The organism is Duganella sp. P38 (assembly GCF_050859475.1).
Taxonomy (GTDB): domain Bacteria; phylum Pseudomonadota; class Gammaproteobacteria; order Burkholderiales; family Burkholderiaceae_D; genus Rugamonas.
Genome location: NZ_CP193936.1, coordinates 809,966 through 829,282 on the forward strand (window position 1 = coordinate 809,966; position 19,317 = coordinate 829,282).

The window sequence follows — 19,317 nt, forward strand, 5'->3', positions numbered from 1 at the left end:
GAAATACCTTTACACTTAATTTGGCGCGATTTAATGTACAGGCAGATGTCGACCTCCTGATGCAGCTTGCTAGCGAGTTTCCTTTATGCAAACAGTTCCGTTTCGGATGGGTTGCAGGATGGGTGGCCACCATGGCGCCGGAGGACGCGCATGATCGATCTCAAGGCGCTGCTGGGGCAGGGCAGCCCGCCGCTGGTGGGCATCGACATTTCCACCTCCAGCGTGCGGCTGGTGGAGCTGGCGCCGCTGGGCAAGCCCGGCGCCGGCTACCGGCTGGAACGCTACGCCGCCGAGCCGCTGCCGCGCAACGCCGTCACCGACGGCAATATCGAAAACATCGACCAAGTGGTCGAAGCGGTCCGCCGCGTGTGGAAGAAAAGCGGCACCCGCGCCCGCCTGGCCGCGCTCGGCATGCCGCCGGCGTCGGTGATCACCAAGAAAATCATCCTGCCGGCCGGCATGTCGGAAGACCAGCTGGAAATCCAGGTCGAGTCCGAAGCGAGCCAGTACCTGCCGTTCGCGCTGGACGAGGTCAGCCTCGACTTCGACGTCATCGGCCCGGCCGCCAACGCTGCCGATGATATCGAGGTGATGCTGGCCGCCGCGCGCCGCGAGAAGGTCGAGGACCGGGTGGCGATCGCCGAGGCGTCCGGCCTCAAGGCCACCGTGATGGATATCGAGTCCTACGCCGCCCGCGCCGCGCTCGAGCGCGTGATCGGCCAGATGCCGCACGCCGGCGCCGGCCAGGTGATCGCGCTGTTCCAGATCGGCGCCCACGTCACCCATCTTTCCGTCATGCTCGACGGCGCCACCGTCTACGAGCGCGAGCAGCCTTTCGGCGGCAACACGCTGACCCAGGACATCGTGCGCAGCTACGGCCTGTCGTTCGACGAGGCCGAGGCGCGCAAGAAAACCGGCGACCTGCCGGGCGACTACCACGCCGAGCTGCTGACGCCCTTCCTCGAAAGCGCCGCGCTGGAAGTCACGCGCGCCATCCAGTTCTTCTACACCTCCACGCCCTATACCCGGGTCGACCAGCTGTACCTGGCCGGCGGCTGCGCGCTGATGCCCGGCCTGCTGGACCTGGTGGCCAGCCGCACCCGCATCGCCGGCGCCGTTGCCGCGCCGTTCCAGGGCATGCAGCTGGCCTCCTCGGTGCGCGCGGCGCAGCTGCGGCTGGACGCGCCGGCCTATCTGGTGGCCTGCGGCCTGGCGCTGCGGAGGTTCGGCTGATGATACGCATCAACCTGCTCCCGCACCGCGAGGAAAAGCGCCGCCAGAAGAAGCAAGCGTTCTACACGCTGCTGGCGCTGGGCGCCATCGTCGGCGTCGGCGTGGTGCTGCTGGTGGGCGGCTACAACGCGCGCGCCATCGGCATCCAGGACGCGCGCAACCAGGAATTGCAGACCGCCATCGCCGGCCTCGACAAAAAGATTGTCGAGATCGCCACGTTGAAGCAGGAGATCGAGGCGCTGAAGGCGCGCCAGCAGGCGGTGGAGGATTTGCAGGGCGACCGCAACCAGCCGGTCTACCTGCTGGACGAGCTGGTCAGGCAGACCCCGCCCGGCGTGTATCTGAAAGCCTTCCGCCAGGAGGGGCAGAAGGTGGCCGTGAATGGCTACGCGCAGTCGCAGGAGCGCGTGTCCGAGCTGCTGCGCAACCTGGCCGGGGCCTCGCCGTGGCTGGAAAAGCCGGACCTGATCGAGGTCAAGTCCACCGGCCTCGGCCAGGGCAAGACGGCGAAGAAGGTGGTGGAGTTCAACCTCAACGTGCTGATCAGGCGGCCGCGCGAGCAGGAGCGGCCGGAAGACGGCGCCAGCGGCAAGCCGCGGGGGCGCAGCTGATGGCAGCGCGCGCCAACATCGAACTCAACGCGCTGTTCGCCGCGCTGGCCGCGCAGTTCCGCGACCTCAACGGCCTGCATCCGGGCCAGTGGCCGCTGGCGCCGCGCCTGCTGTGCGCGGCCGGCGTGACGGCGGCCGTGTGCGCGGCCGGCTATTTCGGCTACTGGAGTTCGCAGTTCGAGCAACAGGAGGCCGGCGCGCTGCTGGAAACCCGGCTGCGCGACGCGTACCGGATCAAGAGCGAGCAGGCGATCAATCTGGACGCGCTGCGCGCACAGAAGGCCCAGGTCGACCGCTACGTCGAGCGCCTGCAAAAGCAGCTGCCGAGCAAGGCCGAGATGGCCGCGCTGCTGACCGACATCAACCAGGCCGGCGCCGGCCGCGGCTTGCAGTTCGACCTGTTCAAGCCGCAGCAGGTGGTGATCCGCGACTACTACGCCGAGCTGCCGATCGATATCAAGATCAACGGCAGCTACCACGACATCGGCGCCTTCACTGGCGACATCGCCAACCTGCCGCGCATTGTCACGCTCAACAACCTGGCGCTGTCCGCCGGCAAGGACGGCACGCTGACCCTGGAGGCGGTGGCCAAGACCTTCCGCTACCTCGATCCGGACGAGGTGGCCGCACAGCGCAAGGCCGCCGCCGACAGGAAAAAGGCGGCGAAAAAATCATGAGCACCCGCGCCGCCCTGTTGCTGGTGTGCCTGCTGGCCGGCTGCGGCGACAGCGACGTGCAGGAAGTGCGCGCCTGGATGAAGGAGGTCGATGCGCAGACCAAGGTGCGGGTCAAGCCGCTGGCCGAACCCAAGACCTTTGTGCCGTTCGCCTACGCCAACAAGGAGGCGCCGGACCCGTTCAATCCCGGCAAGCTGATGAGCGAACTGGAGCGGCAGGCCGTGCAGGGCGGCGCCAACGGCGTCCAGCCGGACCCGCGGCGCCGCAAGGAGCTGCTCGAGAGCTATCCGCTGGACACCATCAGGATGGTCGGCACCATCGAGCGGCGCGGCGTGATGCATGCCGTGTTGCAGGTCGACCGTGCCGTGCACCAGGTGGTCAAGGGGCAGCGCCTGGGGCAGAACGATGGCCTGATCACCAGCATTGACGAGAACAGCGTCCACCTCAAGGAAATCGTCCAGGACGCCAGCGGCGACTGGGTCGAGCGCAGGTCCAGGTTGGAGCTGCAGGAAAGCAAGGAGACCACCAAATGACCGCTCATCCCCTGGCCAGGCGGGCCCGGACCGCCGCCACCTGGGCCCCTGCGCTGGCGTGGGCCGTCGCGTTGACGTTGGCCTTGCAGCTGGCCGGCGCCGCGCGCGCGCAGACGCCGCCGCCCGCCGCCAACGCCATCGAAGCGATCACCGCCAGCCAGCAGGGCGCCAGCGTCATCGTCAGGATCGCGCTGCGGCAGGCGCCGGCCGCGCTGCCGATCAGCTTTGCCATCAGCAATCCGGCGCGCATCGCGCTGGACTTCGGCGCCACCGCCAACGCCACCGGCAAGAACCTGCTGGAATTCAACCTGGGCGACCTGCGCGGCGTCAATCTGGTGCAGGCCGGCGAGCGCGCGCGGCTGGTGTTCAACCTGAAGCGCCCGCTCAGCCACGCCACCGCCATCGATGGCAAGGCGGTGATCCTGACCATCGACGGTTCCGGCGGCGTCGCCACGGCGCTCGACAGCCGCGGCCTGCCCGCCGCCAGCGCCGCGCCCGCCGCCGACACCCGGCCGATGCTGCGCGCCATCGACTTCCGCCGTGGCGGCAACGGCGAGGGCAGGGTGGTGGTCGACCTGCCCGGCAACCAGGTCGCGGCCGACGTGCGGCAGACGCCCACCGGCGTGGTGGTCGATTTCCTCAAGACCGGCGTGCCGGAAGCGCTGCGCCGCAGGCTCGACGTGGGCGATTTCGGCACGCCGGTCGCGCTGGTGACGACCACGGCGCACGGCGAGCACGCGCGCCTGAGCATCGAGGCGCGCGGCCTGTGGGAACAGACCGTCTACCAGAGCGACACGCAGCTGGTGGTCGACGTCAAGCCGGTCAGGGAAGACCCGCACCGGCTGACGCAGGGCTCGCAGGGCTATCGCGGCGAAAAGCTGTCGTTCAATTTCCAGAACGTCGAGGTGCGCGCCGCCTTGCAGGCGATCGCCGATATCTCCGGCCTCAACATCATCACCAGCGACAGCGTGGCCGGCAACCTGACGCTGCGCCTGCGCGACGTGCCGTGGGACCAGGCGCTCGATGTCATCCTGCAAGCGAAGGGGCTGGACATGCGCAAGAACGGCAGCGTGATCTGGATCGCCCCCAAGGAAGAGCTGCTGACCAAGGAAAAGCTGGAGCTGGAGCAGCGCGCGCAAATCGCCGACCTTGAACCGCTGAAGTCGGAAATCTTCCAGCTGAACTACCAGAAGGCCGAGGCCTTCAGGACCGTGTTCGGCCTCGAAGGCGGCGACGCCAGGAACCGCATCCTGTCCAAGCGCGGCAGCGCCATCATCGAGCCGCGCACCAACCAGCTGTTCGTCACCGACATCGCTGCCAGGCTGGAGGACGTGCGCCGGCTGATCGCCAAGACCGACATCGCCACCCGCCAGGTGCTGATCGAGGCGCGCATCGTCGAGGCCAGCGACACCTTCACCCGCAACCTCGGCGCCAAGCTGGGCTTTTCCGACCTGCGCACCATCCGCGGCGGCGACGCCGGCTACCAGATCGGCAACGGCAACAACCGGGTCGCCATCGGCGGCAACCTGGCCGGCGTCGGCCAGACCACCGGCCAGGTGGCGGCCAGCGATGCCAGCTTCGGCAACACCCAGTTCGTCAATCTGCCTGCCGGCAATATCAACGGCGCGCAGGTCGGCAGCCTGGCGATCAGCCTGTTCTCGTCGGCCGCCAACCGCTTCCTCAACCTGGAGCTGTCGGCGCTGGAGGAGGATGGCACCGGCAAGATCATTTCCAGCCCGCGCGTGATCACCGCCGACAAGTCGGTGGCGCTGATCGAGCAGGGCATCGAGCTGCCGTACCAGGTGGCCACCAGCAGCGGCGCCACGTCGATCCAGTTCCGCAAGGCCAATTTGCGGCTGGAGGTGACGCCGCAGATCACGCCGGACGGCAATGTCGTCATCGATGTCGACGTCAACAAGGACAGCGTCGGCCAGGAAACCCGCTCCGGCTTCGCCATCGACACCAAGCACGTGAAGACCCAGGTGATGGTCGACAACGGCGGCACCGTGGTGCTGGGCGGCATCTATCAGCAGACCGAGCGCAGCACCACCGACAAGGTGCCGCTGCTGGGCGACGTGCCCGTGCTCGGCTATTTGTTCCGCAGCAACAGCCGCACCAACGACAAGACGGAGTTGCTGGTGTTTATCACGCCGAAGATAGTGACCGAGCGCGCGCAGGCGGCGCGCTGACCTTGAACCACGCTAGCAGGAGACGCGTTCGATGAAAAACTACACACACTGGCTGGCGACGCTGGCCTGCGCAGGCTTGCTCGCGGCCTGCGGCGGCGGCGGCGGCTCGCCGGGCAGCAACAGCAACGGGGTGGCGCCATCCAGGGCCGCCAGCGTGACGCTGGCGGCCAGCGCTGCCACCATCGCCTCGTCCGGCCTGGACGGCACCGAGGTGACGCTGACGGCCATCGTCAAGGACGCCGGCGGCAACGCGCTGGTCAACGAGACGGTCAGCTTCAGCGCCAGCTCGGGCACCGTCAGCAGCAGCAACCGGCTGACCAACAGCGCCGGCGAGGTGGTGGAAAAGCTCAGCGTCAAGGGCGACGCGACGCTCCGCGACATCAGCATCACCGCCAGCGCCGGCAATGCCCGTTCCAGCGTCATCACGGTCAAGGTGGTCGACGCCACGCCGGCGCGCACGCCGACGCTGACGCTGACCACCGATAAAGGGTCGCTGGCGTCGGCCGGCGTGGCCGGCACCGAGGTGACGGTCAGCGCGCTGGTGCGCGACGCCAATAACACCGTCATGCCGGGCGTGACCGTGAACCTCAGCGCCGATTCCGGCAGCCTGACGCTGACCAACCGCGTCACCAACGCCAGCGGCATCGTCACCGAGAAACTGGGCGTCGGCGGCGATGCGACTTCGCGCGCCATCAAGGTGACCGCCAGCGTGCCCGGCGCCACGCCGGCCAGCACCGTGGTCAACGTGGCCGGCAACACGCTGACGGTCAACGCGGCGCCGACCGTCAATGTCGGCGCCGCCACCGATGTCACGGTCAAGCTGGTGGACTCGGCCGGCAATGCGCTGGCCGGCAAGCCGGTCAGCTACAGTTCCAATGCGAACGCGCTGGGCGTCAAGGGCGGCGGCGCGGCGCTCACCAACGCTGCCGGCCAGCTGGTGCTGAGCTACCTGGCCAGCGGCGGCAGCGCCGACGTCATCACCGTGCGCTCGATGGGCGAGATCGCCTCGGCCGGGGTCGCCATCAATACGTCCACCTTCGCCGTGCGCGTGCTCGACGGCGGCGGCAACCCGGTCGCCTCGGCCGCCATCGGCGCGTGCCTGCAGGTGGCCGTCAGCAACGCGCCGGGCGCCAGCGTCACGCTCAGCACCTCGCGCGGCACCGTCTACAGCGACGCCGGCTGCAGCACGCCGCTGAGCGGCGCGCTGGCGCTGAGCGGCGGCGCCGCCAGCGCCCATGTCGACGCGTCCGGGCCCGGCGTGGCGACGCTGACCGCCAGCGGCGGCGGCCAGACCACCCAGGCGGTGCTGGAATTCTATGCGCCGCTGACCGCGCAGTCGACCATCAGTGTGCAGGCCGACCCGGCCGTGGTGGCGGCCAACACCGCCGGCAGCAGCAGCCAGCAGGCCACGCTGCGCGCCGTGGTGCGCGACGGCACGGCGCAGAACAACCTGGTCAAGGGCGCCAGCGTGGCCTTCTCCATCCTCGCCGACCCGAGCGGCGGCGCGCTGACCCAGCCGGCGCAGGTGATCAGCGGCGCCGACGGCGCCGCCACCACCAGCTTCATCGCCGGCGCCTCGGTCACGCCGACCGACGGCGTGCAGATCGAGGCGCGCCTGCTGGGTGGCTCCGGCGCCACGGCGGTGACGCGGCTGACGGTGGCGCAGAGATCGCTGTTCATCAGCGCCGGCACCGGCAACACGGTCGGCACGCCGACGCCGGCCACCTACCAGACCGATTACGCGGTGTTCGTCACCGACGCCGCCGGCAATGCGGTGCCCGGCGTCAACCTGACCGCCTCGGTGCTGCCGGTCACCTACTACAAGGGCTACCTGACCTATGTGGCGCCCGGCCCGTGGGCGCCGGCGGCGCGCAGCGCCTGCGCCAACGAGGACCTCAACAACAACGGCATCCTCGACAGCGGCGAGGACGTCAACGGCAACGGCGCGCTCGATCCCGGCATCCCGGTCAGCGTCACGCCGGCGGTCACCACCGACGCCAGCGGCCGCGCCACGGTGTCGCTGGTGTACCCGCGCGACCGCGTCTACTGGCTCGATGTGAACCTGACGATACGCGGCCAGGCCAGCGGCACGGAGTCGCGCTACACCTCTCTGGTACACTTGATGGGATTAAGCACCGATTACTCTACCCAGAACGTCCGCCCGCCCGGCGAGAACAGTCCTTACGGGGTGTCGACTCAGTGCAGTAACCCGTTATAAGTTGGATCGTGCATGCAAAATGTGTTTCTAGTCGGCCTGATGGGGGCAGGGAAAACCACCATCGGCCGCATCCTGGCGCGCAAGCTGGGGCTGACGTTTATAGATTCGGACCACGAGATCGAAGCCCGCACCGGCGCCTCGATCCCGTGGATCTTTGAAATCGAGGGCGAGGCCAGCTTCCGCCGCCGCGAGGCCGACGTCATCCGCGAACTGAGCGCGCAGCAGGGCCTGGTGCTGGCCACCGGCGGCGGCGCCATCCTCAACGCCGACAACCGCGCCTTCCTCAAGGCGCGCGGCACCGTCATCTACCTGCGCGCCTCGGTCAACAGCATCCTGCAGCGCACCGCGCACGACAAGAACCGGCCGCTGCTGCAAACGGCCGATCCGCGCGCCAAGCTGGAGGAGTTGATGGAAGTGCGCGACCCGCTGTACATGGAAATTGCCGACCTGGTTATCGACACCGGCCGTCCTAACGTACAATCGATGGTTCAGACCATTTTGAACCAGCTGGAAAGCATGGCCTGCGAGGCCGCGCCCAACTGTTCCACCCACGCCGAACCATCGATGAACGAACAATCCAACATCCTGTTAAACGTAGACCTGGGCGAGCGCAGCTACCCGATTGCCATCGGCCCGGCACTGCTGGACGACAGCGCCGCGCTGGCGCGCCACGTCCACGGCGCCAAGGTCGCCATCGTCAGCAACACCACCGTGGCGCCGCTGTACCTGGAGCGGATCGAGGCCGGCTTGCGTAGTGCTGGAAAGCAAGTAATCACGGTGATCCTGCCGGACGGCGAGGAGTTCAAGAACTGGACCAGCCTGATGCAGATCTTCGACGCCTTGCTGCAAAACAAGGCCGACCGCAAGACCACGCTGATCGCGCTCGGCGGCGGCGTCATCGGCGACCTGACCGGCTACGCGGCCGCCAGCTATATGCGCGGCGTCGACTTCATCCAGGTGCCGACCACGCTGCTGTCGCAGGTCGATTCTTCGGTGGGCGGCAAGACCGGCATCAACCACCCGCTGGGCAAGAATATGATCGGCGCCTTCTACCAGCCGCGGGCGGTGATCGCCGACACGGCGACGCTGGAAACGCTGCCGGCGCGCGAATTGTCGGCCGGCCTGGCCGAGATCATCAAGTACGGCGCGGTGATCGACCTGCCGTTCTTCGAGTGGATCGAGGCGAATATGGACAAGCTGATGGCGCGCGACAAGGGCGCGCTGGCCTACGCCATCGCCCGTTCGTGCGAAATCAAGGCCGACGTGGTGCGCCAGGACGAGCGCGAGGGCGGCCTGCGCGCCATCCTCAACTTCGGCCACACCTTCGGCCACGCGATCGAAGCCGGCATGGGCTACGGCGCCCGGCTGCACGGCGAGGCGGTCGGCTGCGGCATGGTGATGGCGGCCGATCTGTCGCAGCGCATGGGCCTGGTCGACGCGGCGACCGTGGCGCGCGTGCGGGCGCTGATCGCCGCCGCCGGCCTGCCGGTCAGGGCGCCGGACCTCGGCGTCGACAAGTGGCTGGAGGCGATGGAGGTCGACAAGAAGAACGAGGGCGGCGCCATCAAGTTCATTCTGATGAATCCGCTGGGCGCGCCGAAGATCACCAACGCGCCGCCGGAACTGCTGCTGGCCACGCTGGCCGCCTGCGTATAAGCATGGCGCCGGAAGACTACCTGGCCCCGTACGCCGCCCATTCCGAGGGCGGCGTCGGCCGCCGTCACGCGGAGACGGCGCACGCCTCGCGCAGCCAGTTCCAGCGCGACCGCGACCGCATCATCCACTCGTCGGCCTTCCGCCGGCTGGAGTACAAGACGCAGGTGTTCCTCAACCACGAGGGCGACCTGTTCCGCACCCGCCTGACGCACAGCCTGGAGGTGGCGCAGATTGGCCGTTCGATGGCGCGCAACCTGCGGCTGAACGAGGATCTGGTCGAGGCGATTTCGCTGGCGCACGACCTCGGGCACACGCCGTTCGGCCACGTCGGCCAGGACGTGCTCAACGAGTGCATGCACGACTACGGCGGCTTCGAGCACAACCTGCAAAGCCTGCGCGTGGTCGACGAGCTGGAGGAGCACTACGGCGCCTGGAACGGCCTGAACCTGATGTTCGAGACGCGCGAGGGCATACTCAAGCACTGCTCGCTGAACAACGCCAGGTTGCTGGGACCGGTGGCGCAGCGCTTCATCGACCGCACCCAGCCGTCGCTGGAGGCGCAGCTGACCAATCTGGCCGATGAGATCGCCTACAACAGCCACGATATCGATGACGGCCTGCGTTCCGGCCTGATTACGATCGGCCAGCTGGAGCAGGTGGATTTCTTCGCGCGGCTGTGGCGCGACGTGCAGCAGGCGTATCCGGGCCTGTCGGGGCGGCGCGCGATTTACGAGACCTTGCGCCGGCTGATCACGGCGCTGGCGGACGATCTGATCGTCACCTCCAGCGCCCGCATTGCCGATGCGGCGCCGGCGTCGATCGACGAGGTGCGGGCGGCGCCGCCTTTGATCCGCTTCTCGGACGGCATGCGCAAGGATGCGACCGAGCTGAAGCGCTTCCTCCATGCCAATCTCTACCGTCACTACAAGGTCAACCGCATGCGCGTGAAGGCCAGCCGCATCGTGCGCGAGCTGTTCGATTCCTTCATGGCCGAGCCGGTGCTGTTGCCGCCGGATTACCAGGACAAGTCGGGCGACATCAACAAGCAGGCGCGCAAGATCGCCGACTACATCGCCGGCATGACCGACCGTTACGCGATCCGCGAACACCGCCGCCTGTTCTCGCTGGACGAACTCTGAGCTTGCTCAACTTTCCCACGCGTTCAGCTTGACCTGCCTCCATGCGCGGCCGATGATGACACCACGTCATCGCGGGACGAAAAGCACCGCGGCTGGTTGTCCGAGGAGGCAGATCATGGATCAGCATGTCAGCGAGCGGGTTGGCGCACTGGAAACGGATGTCGCCGTCATCCAGTCCAACTACGTGCGGCGGGACGAGTTTGCGGACCTGCGCGCCGAAGTGCGGGTCGGCTTCGCCAGAACCGAGGCCAAGATCGATGTCGTGCGCCAGGACATGAACGCCAGGATCGATGTTTTACGCGAGGAAATGACCGCCAGGATCGATGTTCTGCGCAAGGAAATGACCGCCAGGATCGACCGCTTGACCGCCACCATGCTGAAATGGATGTTCGCCTCGCAACTCAGCGTGGCCGCGATGGCGGTCGCCGCCATCAAATACCTTTAGAACATGCGCTGCTGCGCCTCGCGGCGGTCGCCCATCAGCTCCAGCAGCAGTTTTTTCACCGGCGCGGGCAGGGCGGCGCCGGGGACGGCGGCGGCGTCGAGCCAGACGTGGCCGCTCGGCGCCGCCAGCGCCTGCCGCCGCGCCAGCGTCACCCGATACGGCGCGATGTGCAGCTTGTAGTGCGTGAACACATGCGTCACCGTGCTCAGCCGTTCGTAGGATTCCATCTCGCCAAAGCGGCTCGCCGCCAGCGCCAGCGCGTCGTGGTCGGCGGCCGGCGCCCCGTCGTCCGCGGCCGCCACATGGCCGTCGAGCTCCGGCAGCGACAGCAGGCCGCCCCAGATGCCGGTCGGCGGACGCTGTTCCAGCAGCACCTGTCCGCCATCGACCATCGCCAGCATCACCGCATGCTTTTCCGGCGTCGCCTTCTTCGGCTTGCGCACCGGCAGCTCCCTGGTGCGGCCGGTGGCAAAGGCCACGCAGCGCGGCTGCATCGGGCAGCGCTCGCACGACGGGCTGCTGCGCGTGCACAGCGTCGCGCCCATGTCCATCAGCCCCTGCGTGTAGGCCTCGATGCCTTGCTCCGGCAACAGCGCCTCGGCGCGCCGCCACATGGCTTCCTCGGTTTTCTTCTCGCCCGGATAACTGTCGATGCCGAACACGCGCGCGAACACGCGCTTGACGTTGCCGTCCATGATGGCCGCGCGCCGGCCGCTGGAAAACGCCGCGATCGCCGCCGCCGTCGACCGGCCGATGCCCGGCAACTCGGCCAGCAACAGCGGATCGGACGGGAACACGCCGTCATACTCGGCCACCACCTGCTGCGCGCACTTGTGCAGATTGCGCGCGCGCGTGTAGTAGCCCAGGCCGCTCCACTGCGCCATTACCTCTTCCACCGGCGCCGCGGCCAGGTCGCGCAGCGTCGGGAAGCGCGCCAGGAAGCGCGCGTAGTAACCGAGCACGGCCGACACCTGCGTCTGCTGCAACATGATCTCCGACAGCCAGATCAGATACGCATCGCGGGTGTTTTGCCACGGCAGCGCATGGCGGCCATGGATTTTCTGCCAGCCGATCAGGTCGGCCGAGAAACTCGGATCTGCAAAATTTTCTACTGCTACAACTTTCATGCTGTTCCTAACGTTAGGCGGCGGCGTCCAGCGCCACAAACTCCGCGCCAATGGCGGCGCCGATGGCGCCGGCCAACTCATTCAAACGCGCTTTCTGCTCCTCCAGCTCGCGCTGGTTGCGCTCGAAAGCCTCGATCTTCTGTTCCAGGCTATCGGTGGCGTCATGGATGCGCTGGATCGACGCCAGCCGGTGCTTCAGCTGATCCTTGTGCTGGCGGATCTGCGCCTCCAGCGGCCCCATGATGACCTTCAGCCACGCTTCGGCGTCGTTGTTGGCCGACTTGAAGCAGCCGCGCACGCGCGAGGCGATGGTGTCGAAAAATTTTTCCATCAGCGTGACGCGGCTGGTGGTGATCAGGGTGGCAGTGCCGAAGGTCTTCGAATAAATCGCCTCGATCGAGGCCAGCTCGGCGCGGTAGCGCTCCAGCGAAAATGGCATCGGCAGCGCCAAAGTCAAGCCGTGTTCGGCAGAAAAGCGGCGGTACATCACGCCCATCATCTCGGTGATCTCGATGGTCTTGCGCTCGGCCGCGTCGAGGTTGGCGTGGGTGCGCTCGAAGTAACCGCGCACGGCGTCGCGCACGCCGATGAAGAAGCGGCTGCGCTGCATTTCCTCGCGCACCAGCTCGATATCGTCGCGCACGATGTCCATGCCCATGCAGGTGTACAGCTCGGTCGACAGCCGCGTGAACACCGCGCGCGTGGCCTGCAGCTTGAACAGGCTGGCGTCGAATTCGCGCTTCTCCACATCGATGCGGCGCATCATGTGCGCGATCACGCTCTGGTTCTTGCCGCGCAGGCTGCGCAGCTCGTGCAGCTGCTCGACGATGCCGCGCGCCCGCGTGTTGAGCATGCCCGTCTGCGCCGCGTTCAGCGCCTGCAATTCCTCGGCCAGCTGCTTGCGCACGATTTCCTTCTTGGCCGGAATCAGCTGGTTGAACAGCGCCCCCTCCAGCGCATGCAGGCGGCTGCGCGCCAGCAAGGCGACGTCGTGGTTGATCTTGCCCACCAGCGCCTTCTGCGCCGACACCGGAAACACCGCGCGCGGCTCCAGCGACAGCGTGTGCGCCACATGGGCCTGCTGCCGCTCGATCTCGGCGTTGATGTCGTCCTCGCTGCGCAGCTCGTCCCACATGCTGTCGATCTTGTTCAGCACCACCAGCCGGCCGGCGCCGGCGCCGATGTGGTTGCGCCAGACTTCGATATCGCTCTTGGTCACGCCGGTGTCGGCGGCCAGGATGAACAGCACGGCGTGCGCGTTCGGAATCAGATTCAGCGTCAGCTCCGGCTCGGTGCCGATGGCGTTCAGGCCGGGCGTGTCGAGGATCACCAGCCCCTGCTTGAGCAGCGGATGCGGGAAGTTGATGATGGCGTGCCGCCACAGCGAAATCTCGACGTTGCCGTGCTCGTCCAGCGTGACCGGCATGTCGGGGTCGTCCGCGTCGTACAGGCCGTAGCGCCTGGCTTCGTCCACCGGCACGTAGCGGGTCTTGCTGACCTGCTTGAAGGCCTCCTGCATCTCGCCGCCGGCGTCCAGGTTCAGCGGCAGCACGGTCCAGGCGCCCGGCTGCTCGCGGTAATCGCTGGTGGACAGGTTGTCGGCGCGCGTCTCGATCGGCAGCAGGCGGATCGACGGCGCCAGGTTGGCGTCCCATTGCAGCTCGGTCGGGCACATGGTGGTGCGGCCGGCCGCCGACGGCAGGATGCGCTGGCCGTACTCGGCAAAGAAGATCGCGTTGATCAGCTCGGATTTGCCGCGCGAGAATTCAGCCACGAAGGCCACCGACAGCTTATCGTCCTCCAGCCGCGCCAGGTTGCGCACGATGCGCTGCTCGGTGGCGGCATCGCTCAGGGACGCGTCCGCCATCCACGCCTGATAATTTTTCAGCGCGGTGACCACGCCCTGCCGCCAGGCGCTGTACTGTTCGAAATCCCTGACCATCATCTGCCGGCCCTTATTTTTGGCAATTCACGCAATAAAAAGTGGATCGCTGTCCCTGCTTGATCTGGCGTATCGGCGCTGCGCACACGCGGCACGGCACACCAGCCCGATCATAGACGAAATATGTCTGCTGGAAATACCCGGACTGCCCGTTGACGCTAATAAAGTCGCGCAGCGTGCTGCCGCCTTGCACGATGGCTTCGGCCAGGATCTCGCGGATGGCCTGGGCCAGCTTCTCGTAGCGCGCCAGGCTGATGCGCCTGGCCGGCGTCTTCGGGTTAATTCCTGCGCGAAATAAACTTTCTGACGCGTAAATATTGCCGACGCCAACGACGATATCGCCGGCCAACAGCACCTGCTTGACGGGCGCGCTGCGCTGCCGAGTCTGATCGTACAGCAATTTGCCGCTGAAGCCAGCTTCCAGCGGTTCAACGCCCAGTTCACGCAACAGAATGTGGTGTTCCAGCTCGCCGTCGCCGGCGTCATGCCACAGCACCGCGCCGAAGCGGCGCGGGTCTTTCATGCGCAGCACCTGCGGCCCCTGGCCGTCGGCCGCTTCGACTTCCAGATCGAAATGGTCGTGTTTCTCCGGCGCCAGGCCGGCGCCCATCACCCGCAGGTGGCCGGACATGCCGAGATGGATGATCAGCGTGCCGTGCTCGAAATGCACCAGCAGGTACTTGCCGCGCCGGCCCGTGCCCAGCACCTTGCGTCCGGCCAGCAACTGCGGCAGCGCGGCGGGGAAGGGCCAGCGCAGGCCGGCGCGGCGCAGCACCACGTTGCGCACGATGCGGCCTTCGACATGGGGCGCGACGCCGCGCCGGGTAACTTCGACTTCTGGTAATTCTGGCATCTGTCTGGCTGAAGAGAGAGGAAAGAGGGGCGAATCTGGCCGGCGCAGAATATTTGGTTACACTAGTCAAACTCCGCCCGCCGTGGGTTCGGCGTAAAATTTGACGACCTTTGCAGACCAGTCAGGATCACCTTTGAAAAACGCTTTCGCCATTGTAACCCTCTCAGCCATGCTGTCGGCGTGCGCTATCGCGCCGCACAAGCCGGCCGGGTCCGCCGCCGAGCCGGCCGCCGGGCAGAATCCGGCCGCGGCTGCGGTGGCGTCGGACCCGCTGCCGAACACCGAGCTGACCGGCGACCTGCTGTTCCGCATCACCAAGGCCGAACTGGAATTCAAGAACGGCAACTGGCAGGGCCCGTACATCACCATGATGGCGCTGGCGCAGCAAACCCGCGATCCGCGCCTGGCGCGGCGCGCCGCCGAAATGGCGCTGACCGCCAAGCAGCCGGACGAGGGCATGGCGGCGATCCGCCTGTGGCGCAGCCTGGCGCCGGAGTCGGACGAGGCGGCGCAGCTGTTCCTCGGCTTCGCCGTCACCGCCGACGACCTCGGCGAAGCGGAAGCCGTGTTCGAGCAGCGCCTGAAGAAGGCGCCGCCGTCGGCGCGGCCGATGGTGATGTTCCAGATGCAGCAGATGCTGCTGCGCGCCAAGGACAAGGCGGCCGCCTTCAAGCTGGAGGAGCGCGTGCTGATGCCGTATGAGGACACGGTGGAGGCTCACCTGATCCTGGCGCAAGGCGCGTTCGCCCTCAACGACCAGGCCCGCGCGCGCGCAGAGGCCGCCAAGGCGCTGGCCATCAAGCCCGATTCCGAACTGGCCGCGCTGACCAGCGCGCAGGTGTCCGGCGACATCGACGCCGCCATCAAGCAGTTGGACCGTTTCCTGCAAAAGTACCCGAAGGCCCACGAGGTGCGCGCCGCCTACGGCCGCATCTTGGCCGACAACAAGCAGATCGGCGAGGCCCGCAAGCAATTCGAGCTGTTGCTCAAGGACCAGCCCGACAACCTGGCCACCTTGTACGCGCTGGGCGTGATCGCGGTCAGCGCCGACGACCTGCCGGCGGCGGAGAAACACTTCACCCGCTTTATCAGCGTGCTGCAGGACCACCCGGACGACGAGCGCGATCCGGCCAAGGTGCTGCACGCCCTGTCGCAAATTGCCGAGCAGCGCGGCGACGTCGACGCCGCCATCGGCTGGCTGGCCAAGATCGACTCGGGCGATGAAAAAGTCTACCTGGCCGCGCGCCTGAAAATGGCGGTGCTGACCGCCCGCAAGGGCAATCTCGACGCAGCCCGCAAGCAGCTGGAGGAACTCCGGCCGTCGAACCCCGACGATCAGGCGCAGGTGTTCCAGACCGATGCCCAGCTGCTGCGCGACGCCGGCGACCACCGCACCGCCTTCGTGGTGCTGGAAAACGCCACCAAGCGCTATCCGGGCAACCCGGACCTGCTGTACGATTTCGCGCTGGTGGCGGAAAAGCTCGGCGACGTCGCGCTGATGGAAAAAGCGCTGCGCCAGGTGATGATCGCCGCGCCGGACAACCAGCACGCCTACAACGCGCTGGGCTATTCGCTGGCCGAGCGCAACGAGCGCCTGCCGGAAGCCTATGCGCTGATCGACAAGGCCTTGCAGATGGCGCCGGGCGACCCGTTCATCATGGACAGCATGGGCTGGGTGCTGTACCGCATGGGTAATCTGGCCGAGGCCGAATCCTACCTGCGCCGCGCCTACGCCGTGCGCGCCGATCCGGAAATCGCCGTGCACCTGGGCGAAGTGCTGTTCGCCAAGGGCGACCTCGCCGGCGCGCAAGCGCTGTGGAAGGAAGCCCACGCCAAAGATCCGAAAAACGATGCGCTGAAGACCACCCTGGCGCGCCTGAACCAAAGCCTTTAAATGATACGACCACTGATCCTCGCCGCCTCCCTCGCCACGCTGGCCGCCCTGGCCGGCTGCGCCACCACCGCTTCCGCGCCGCGCTCCGGCGCCGCCGTGGCGGCCTACCAGGACAATATCGAGCTGGCCGGCGGCATCTTCATCAGCTACACCCGCGACGGCAGGAAGGAGCCGCTGAACGGCAGCTTCACCTGGAAGCAAACCAGCGCCAGTACCGACGTCAGCCTGATCTCGCCGACCGGGCAGACGGTGGCCGTGATCAAGGTCACGCCGACCTCGGCCACGCTGACCGAAAGCGGCAAGCCGCCGAAGAGCGCGCCCAACCTCGACACGCTGACCGCGCAGACGCTGGGCTGGACGCTGCCGGTGTCCGGCCTGCGCGACTGGCTGCAGGGCTATGCCACCGGCCGCGACGGCAAGCGCTTCGTGGCCTCGCCGTCCAACGACAACGTCATCACGCGCGACGGCTGGAAGCTGGAATACGTGAGCTGGCAGGACGACCAGGCCGCCGTGCCGCAGCCCAAGCGCATCGACGCCACCCGCATCGTGCTGGGCGAGGCCGTCGATGACATGCAGATCCGCATCGTCATCCGTCCGCAGCAACAGTAAAATGCCGGCATGAACGCACTCAAAAACTGCCCGGCCCCGGCCAAGCTCAATCTGTTCCTGCACGTCAACGGCCGCCGCGCCGACGGCTACCACCTGCTGCAAACCGTGTTCCAGATGATCGACCACGGCGACACGCTGCATTTCACGCTGCGCGACGACACCGCCTTGCGGCGCGTGACCGAGCTGCCGGGCGTCCCGGAGGAGAGCGACCTGATCATCCGCGCCGCCGGCTGTTGCAGGCCGAGGTGCTGCGCCGCAGCGGCGCCTTGCCGCGCGGCGTCGACATCGCGATCGAGAAAGTGCTGCCGATGGGCGGCGGCGTCGGCGGCGGCTCGTCCGACGCCGCCACCACGCTGATGGCGCTGAACCAGCTGTGGAACGCCGGCCTGAGCAAGCAGGAACTGATGGACCTGGGCCTGCCGCTGGGCGCCGACATCCCGTTCTTCATCTTCGGCGAAACCGCGTTTGCCGAGGGCGTGGGCGAGGCGCTGCAACCGGTGAGCGCGCCGGAATGTTGGTATGTCGTCATCGAGCCGGGCGTCATGGTGCCGACCGCTGCAATTTTTGGTTCAGAACATTTGACAAGAAGCACGCCGCTCGTTAATATAACGGACTTTTCCAGCCACTCCATCACGTTGGGGTTTGGAAAGAACGACTTGCAACAGGTAGCAACGAAGTTATTCCCGCCGGTGGCAGAAGCGGTAGAATGGCTCGGTGCTTACGGTGACGCCAGGATGACTGGCTCCGGTGCATGTGTGTTCAGTGCGGTAGCAACCGAGGCGGACGCCGATGCGGTACTTGCAAAAGTGCCGGCGCGGTGGAAAGCCTGGAAAGCCAAGGCGCTGAAACGGCATCCGATCACTGAGAAGTTGTGAGGCGGCAAAAAAGATTTTGCGAAGCGTGAAAATGGCTGTATAATATCGGCCTGTAACGACGAGCAGTCAGTTGCGTAGGGGAATCGCCAAGCTGGTTAAGGCACCGGATTTTGATTCCGGCATACCAAGGTTCGAATCCTTGTTCCCCTGCCATTCGTTTGTATCTGGAACCGTCGAGGCACTAGTCTCCGGCCAGATAGAGCAAAAAGTGAGGCGCACGATGCGCCTCATTCCATTTAGTTCGGTGCCGCGTTGCTTGCGCTGGCACGTCAAAGAATCTTCTACAACTTCTCTGGAATCCCAATGGCTTACGAAAACCTGATGGTTTTTACCGGCAACGCTAATCCTGCGTTGGCAGAGGGAGTCGCAAAAAATCTCGGCATCCCCCTCGGCAAAGCGAACGTTTCGAAATTCTCGGACGGCGAAGTCATGGTTGAAATCAACGAAAACGTCCGCGGTAAAGACGTGTTCGTGCTGCAATCGACCTGCGCGCCCACCAACGACAACCTGATGGAACTGATCCTGATGGTGGACGCCCTGAAACGTGCATCGGCCGGTCGTATCACCGCTGCGATTCCTTACTTTGGTTACGCCCGTCAAGACCGCCGCCCACGTTCGGCGCGCGTTGCGATCTCGGCCAAAGTGGTCGCCAACATGCTGGAAGAAGCCGGCGTCGAGCGCGTCCTGATCATGGATCTGCACGCGGACCAGATCCAGGGCTTCTTCGACATCCCGGTCGACAATATTTACGCTTCGCCCATCCTGCTGAGCGATCTGCAGAAAAAGCACAACGAAGACCTGCTGGTCGTGTCGCCAGACGTCGGCGGCGTGGTGCGCGCGCGCGCGCTGGCCAAACGCCTCGGCTGCGACCTGGCCATCATCGACAAGCGCCGTCCGAAAGCCAACGTTTCCGAAGTGATGAACATCATCGGCGACGTCGAAGGCCGCAACTGCGTGATCATGGACGACATGGTCGACACCGCCGGCACGCTGGTCAAGGCCGCCGAAGTGCTGAAAGAGCGAGGCGCCAAGAAAGTCATCGCGTATTGCACCCACCCGGTGCTGTCCGGCCCGGCAATCGACCGCATCAACAGCTCGTCGCTGGACGAACTGGTGGTGACCGACACGATTCCGCTGTCCGACGCCGCCAAGCAATGCGGCAAGATCCGTCAGCTGACCTGCGCACCGCTGCTGGCGGAAACGTTCAAACGCATCATCAAGGGCGATTCCGTGATCTCCCTGTTCGTCGACTAAACAGCCGGCGACCACATTTTTCAGACGGCGCGCCCGGTATTTGCCGGGCGCGCCGTTTTTCC

The 19,317-nt window shown here is 66.5% G+C and carries 15 protein-coding genes, 1 tRNA gene and 1 pseudogene; 14 read left to right on the forward strand and 3 right to left on the reverse strand.

Features of this window, described 5'->3' with window-relative positions; all coding sequences use genetic code 11:
- Positions 1-150 precede the first annotated feature (150 nt).
- The 9 genes from ACRQ5J_RS03690 (at position 151) to ACRQ5J_RS03730 (ending at position 10,701) form a co-directional block, all read left to right on the forward strand.
- Positions 151-1,233, forward strand: coding sequence for a pilus assembly protein PilM (locus tag ACRQ5J_RS03690; RefSeq protein WP_432381177.1), 1,083 nt, complete (start codon positions 151-153; stop codon positions 1,231-1,233).
- The gene (locus tag ACRQ5J_RS03695) at positions 1,233-1,844 is read left to right on the forward strand and encodes a PilN domain-containing protein (RefSeq protein WP_432381178.1); all 612 of its coding nucleotides are present in this window, start codon (positions 1,233-1,235) and stop codon (positions 1,842-1,844) included. The genes ACRQ5J_RS03690 and ACRQ5J_RS03695 overlap by 1 nt, the downstream gene beginning before the upstream one ends.
- Positions 1,844-2,521, forward strand: a complete 678-nt coding sequence (locus ACRQ5J_RS03700) for a type 4a pilus biogenesis protein PilO (RefSeq protein WP_432381179.1) — start codon at positions 1,844-1,846, stop codon at positions 2,519-2,521. Before ACRQ5J_RS03695 ends, ACRQ5J_RS03700 begins: the two co-directional genes overlap by 1 nt.
- The gene (locus ACRQ5J_RS03705) at positions 2,518-3,054 is read left to right on the forward strand and encodes a pilus assembly protein PilP (protein WP_432381180.1); all 537 of its coding nucleotides are present in this window, start codon (positions 2,518-2,520) and stop codon (positions 3,052-3,054) included. The genes ACRQ5J_RS03700 and ACRQ5J_RS03705 overlap by 4 nt, the downstream gene beginning before the upstream one ends.
- The gene (gene pilQ, locus ACRQ5J_RS03710; RefSeq protein ID WP_432381181.1) at positions 3,051-5,243 is read left to right on the forward strand and encodes a type IV pilus secretin PilQ; all 2,193 of its coding nucleotides are present in this window, start codon (positions 3,051-3,053) and stop codon (positions 5,241-5,243) included. The genes ACRQ5J_RS03705 and pilQ overlap by 4 nt, the downstream gene beginning before the upstream one ends.
- Positions 5,244-5,274: 31 nt before the next feature.
- Positions 5,275-7,461 carry an Ig-like group 1 domain-containing protein gene (locus tag ACRQ5J_RS03715; RefSeq protein WP_432381182.1) on the forward strand — a complete coding sequence of 729 codons (2,187 nt, stop codon included), beginning with the start codon at positions 5,275-5,277 and terminating at the stop codon, positions 7,459-7,461.
- A gap of 12 nt (positions 7,462-7,473) precedes the next feature.
- Positions 7,474-9,117 carry a bifunctional shikimate kinase/3-dehydroquinate synthase AroKB gene (gene aroKB, locus ACRQ5J_RS03720; RefSeq protein WP_432381183.1) on the forward strand — a complete coding sequence of 548 codons (1,644 nt, stop codon included), beginning with the start codon at positions 7,474-7,476 and terminating at the stop codon, positions 9,115-9,117.
- A 2-nt stretch (positions 9,118-9,119) separates the two neighbouring features.
- Positions 9,120-10,256, forward strand: a complete 1,137-nt coding sequence (locus ACRQ5J_RS03725) for a deoxyguanosinetriphosphate triphosphohydrolase (protein ID WP_432381184.1) — start codon at positions 9,120-9,122, stop codon at positions 10,254-10,256.
- 115 nt (positions 10,257-10,371) lie between these two features.
- On the forward strand, positions 10,372-10,701 hold the full coding sequence (locus tag ACRQ5J_RS03730; RefSeq protein WP_432381185.1) for a hypothetical protein: 330 nt from the start codon (positions 10,372-10,374) through the stop codon (positions 10,699-10,701).
- Here ACRQ5J_RS03730 and mutY read toward each other — a convergent pair.
- From mutY to mutM, 3 genes are read right to left on the reverse strand one after another with little or no spacing between them, the layout of a single operon-like run.
- Positions 10,698-11,828 (reverse strand): A/G-specific adenine glycosylase, encoded by a 1,131-nt coding sequence (gene mutY, locus ACRQ5J_RS03735; protein ID WP_432381186.1) that lies wholly within the window; start codon positions 11,826-11,828, stop codon positions 10,698-10,700. The two genes, ACRQ5J_RS03730 and mutY, sit on opposite strands and share 4 nt — an antisense overlap.
- Positions 11,829-11,841: 13 nt before the next feature.
- Positions 11,842-13,770, reverse strand: coding sequence for a dynamin family protein (locus tag ACRQ5J_RS03740; RefSeq protein WP_432383576.1), 1,929 nt, complete (start codon positions 13,768-13,770; stop codon positions 11,842-11,844).
- A gap of 13 nt (positions 13,771-13,783) precedes the next feature.
- Positions 13,784-14,623 (reverse strand): bifunctional DNA-formamidopyrimidine glycosylase/DNA-(apurinic or apyrimidinic site) lyase, encoded by an 840-nt coding sequence (mutM, locus tag ACRQ5J_RS03745; RefSeq protein WP_432381187.1) that lies wholly within the window; start codon positions 14,621-14,623, stop codon positions 13,784-13,786.
- Positions 14,624-14,792: 169 nt separating this feature from the next.
- Here mutM and ACRQ5J_RS03750 point away from each other — a divergent pair, with 169 nt between their 5' ends.
- From ACRQ5J_RS03750 to ACRQ5J_RS03770, 5 genes and pseudogenes are all read left to right on the forward strand, one after another.
- Positions 14,793-16,517, forward strand: coding sequence for a tetratricopeptide repeat protein (locus ACRQ5J_RS03750; RefSeq protein WP_432383577.1), 1,725 nt, complete (start codon positions 14,793-14,795; stop codon positions 16,515-16,517).
- Positions 16,518-17,126, forward strand: a complete 609-nt coding sequence (locus ACRQ5J_RS03755) for an outer membrane lipoprotein LolB (protein ID WP_432381188.1) — start codon at positions 16,518-16,520, stop codon at positions 17,124-17,126. It abuts the gene before it with no gap.
- Positions 17,127-17,135: 9 nt separating this feature from the next.
- Positions 17,136-18,001 (forward strand): annotated as a pseudogene (gene ispE, locus ACRQ5J_RS03760) (4-(cytidine 5'-diphospho)-2-C-methyl-D-erythritol kinase).
- Between the two features lie 76 nt (positions 18,002-18,077).
- Positions 18,078-18,154, forward strand: a tRNA-Gln gene (locus ACRQ5J_RS03765).
- 150 nt (positions 18,155-18,304) lie between these two features.
- On the forward strand, positions 18,305-19,255 hold the full coding sequence (locus ACRQ5J_RS03770; RefSeq protein WP_432381189.1) for a ribose-phosphate pyrophosphokinase: 951 nt from the start codon (positions 18,305-18,307) through the stop codon (positions 19,253-19,255).
- Positions 19,256-19,317 lie beyond the last annotated feature (62 nt).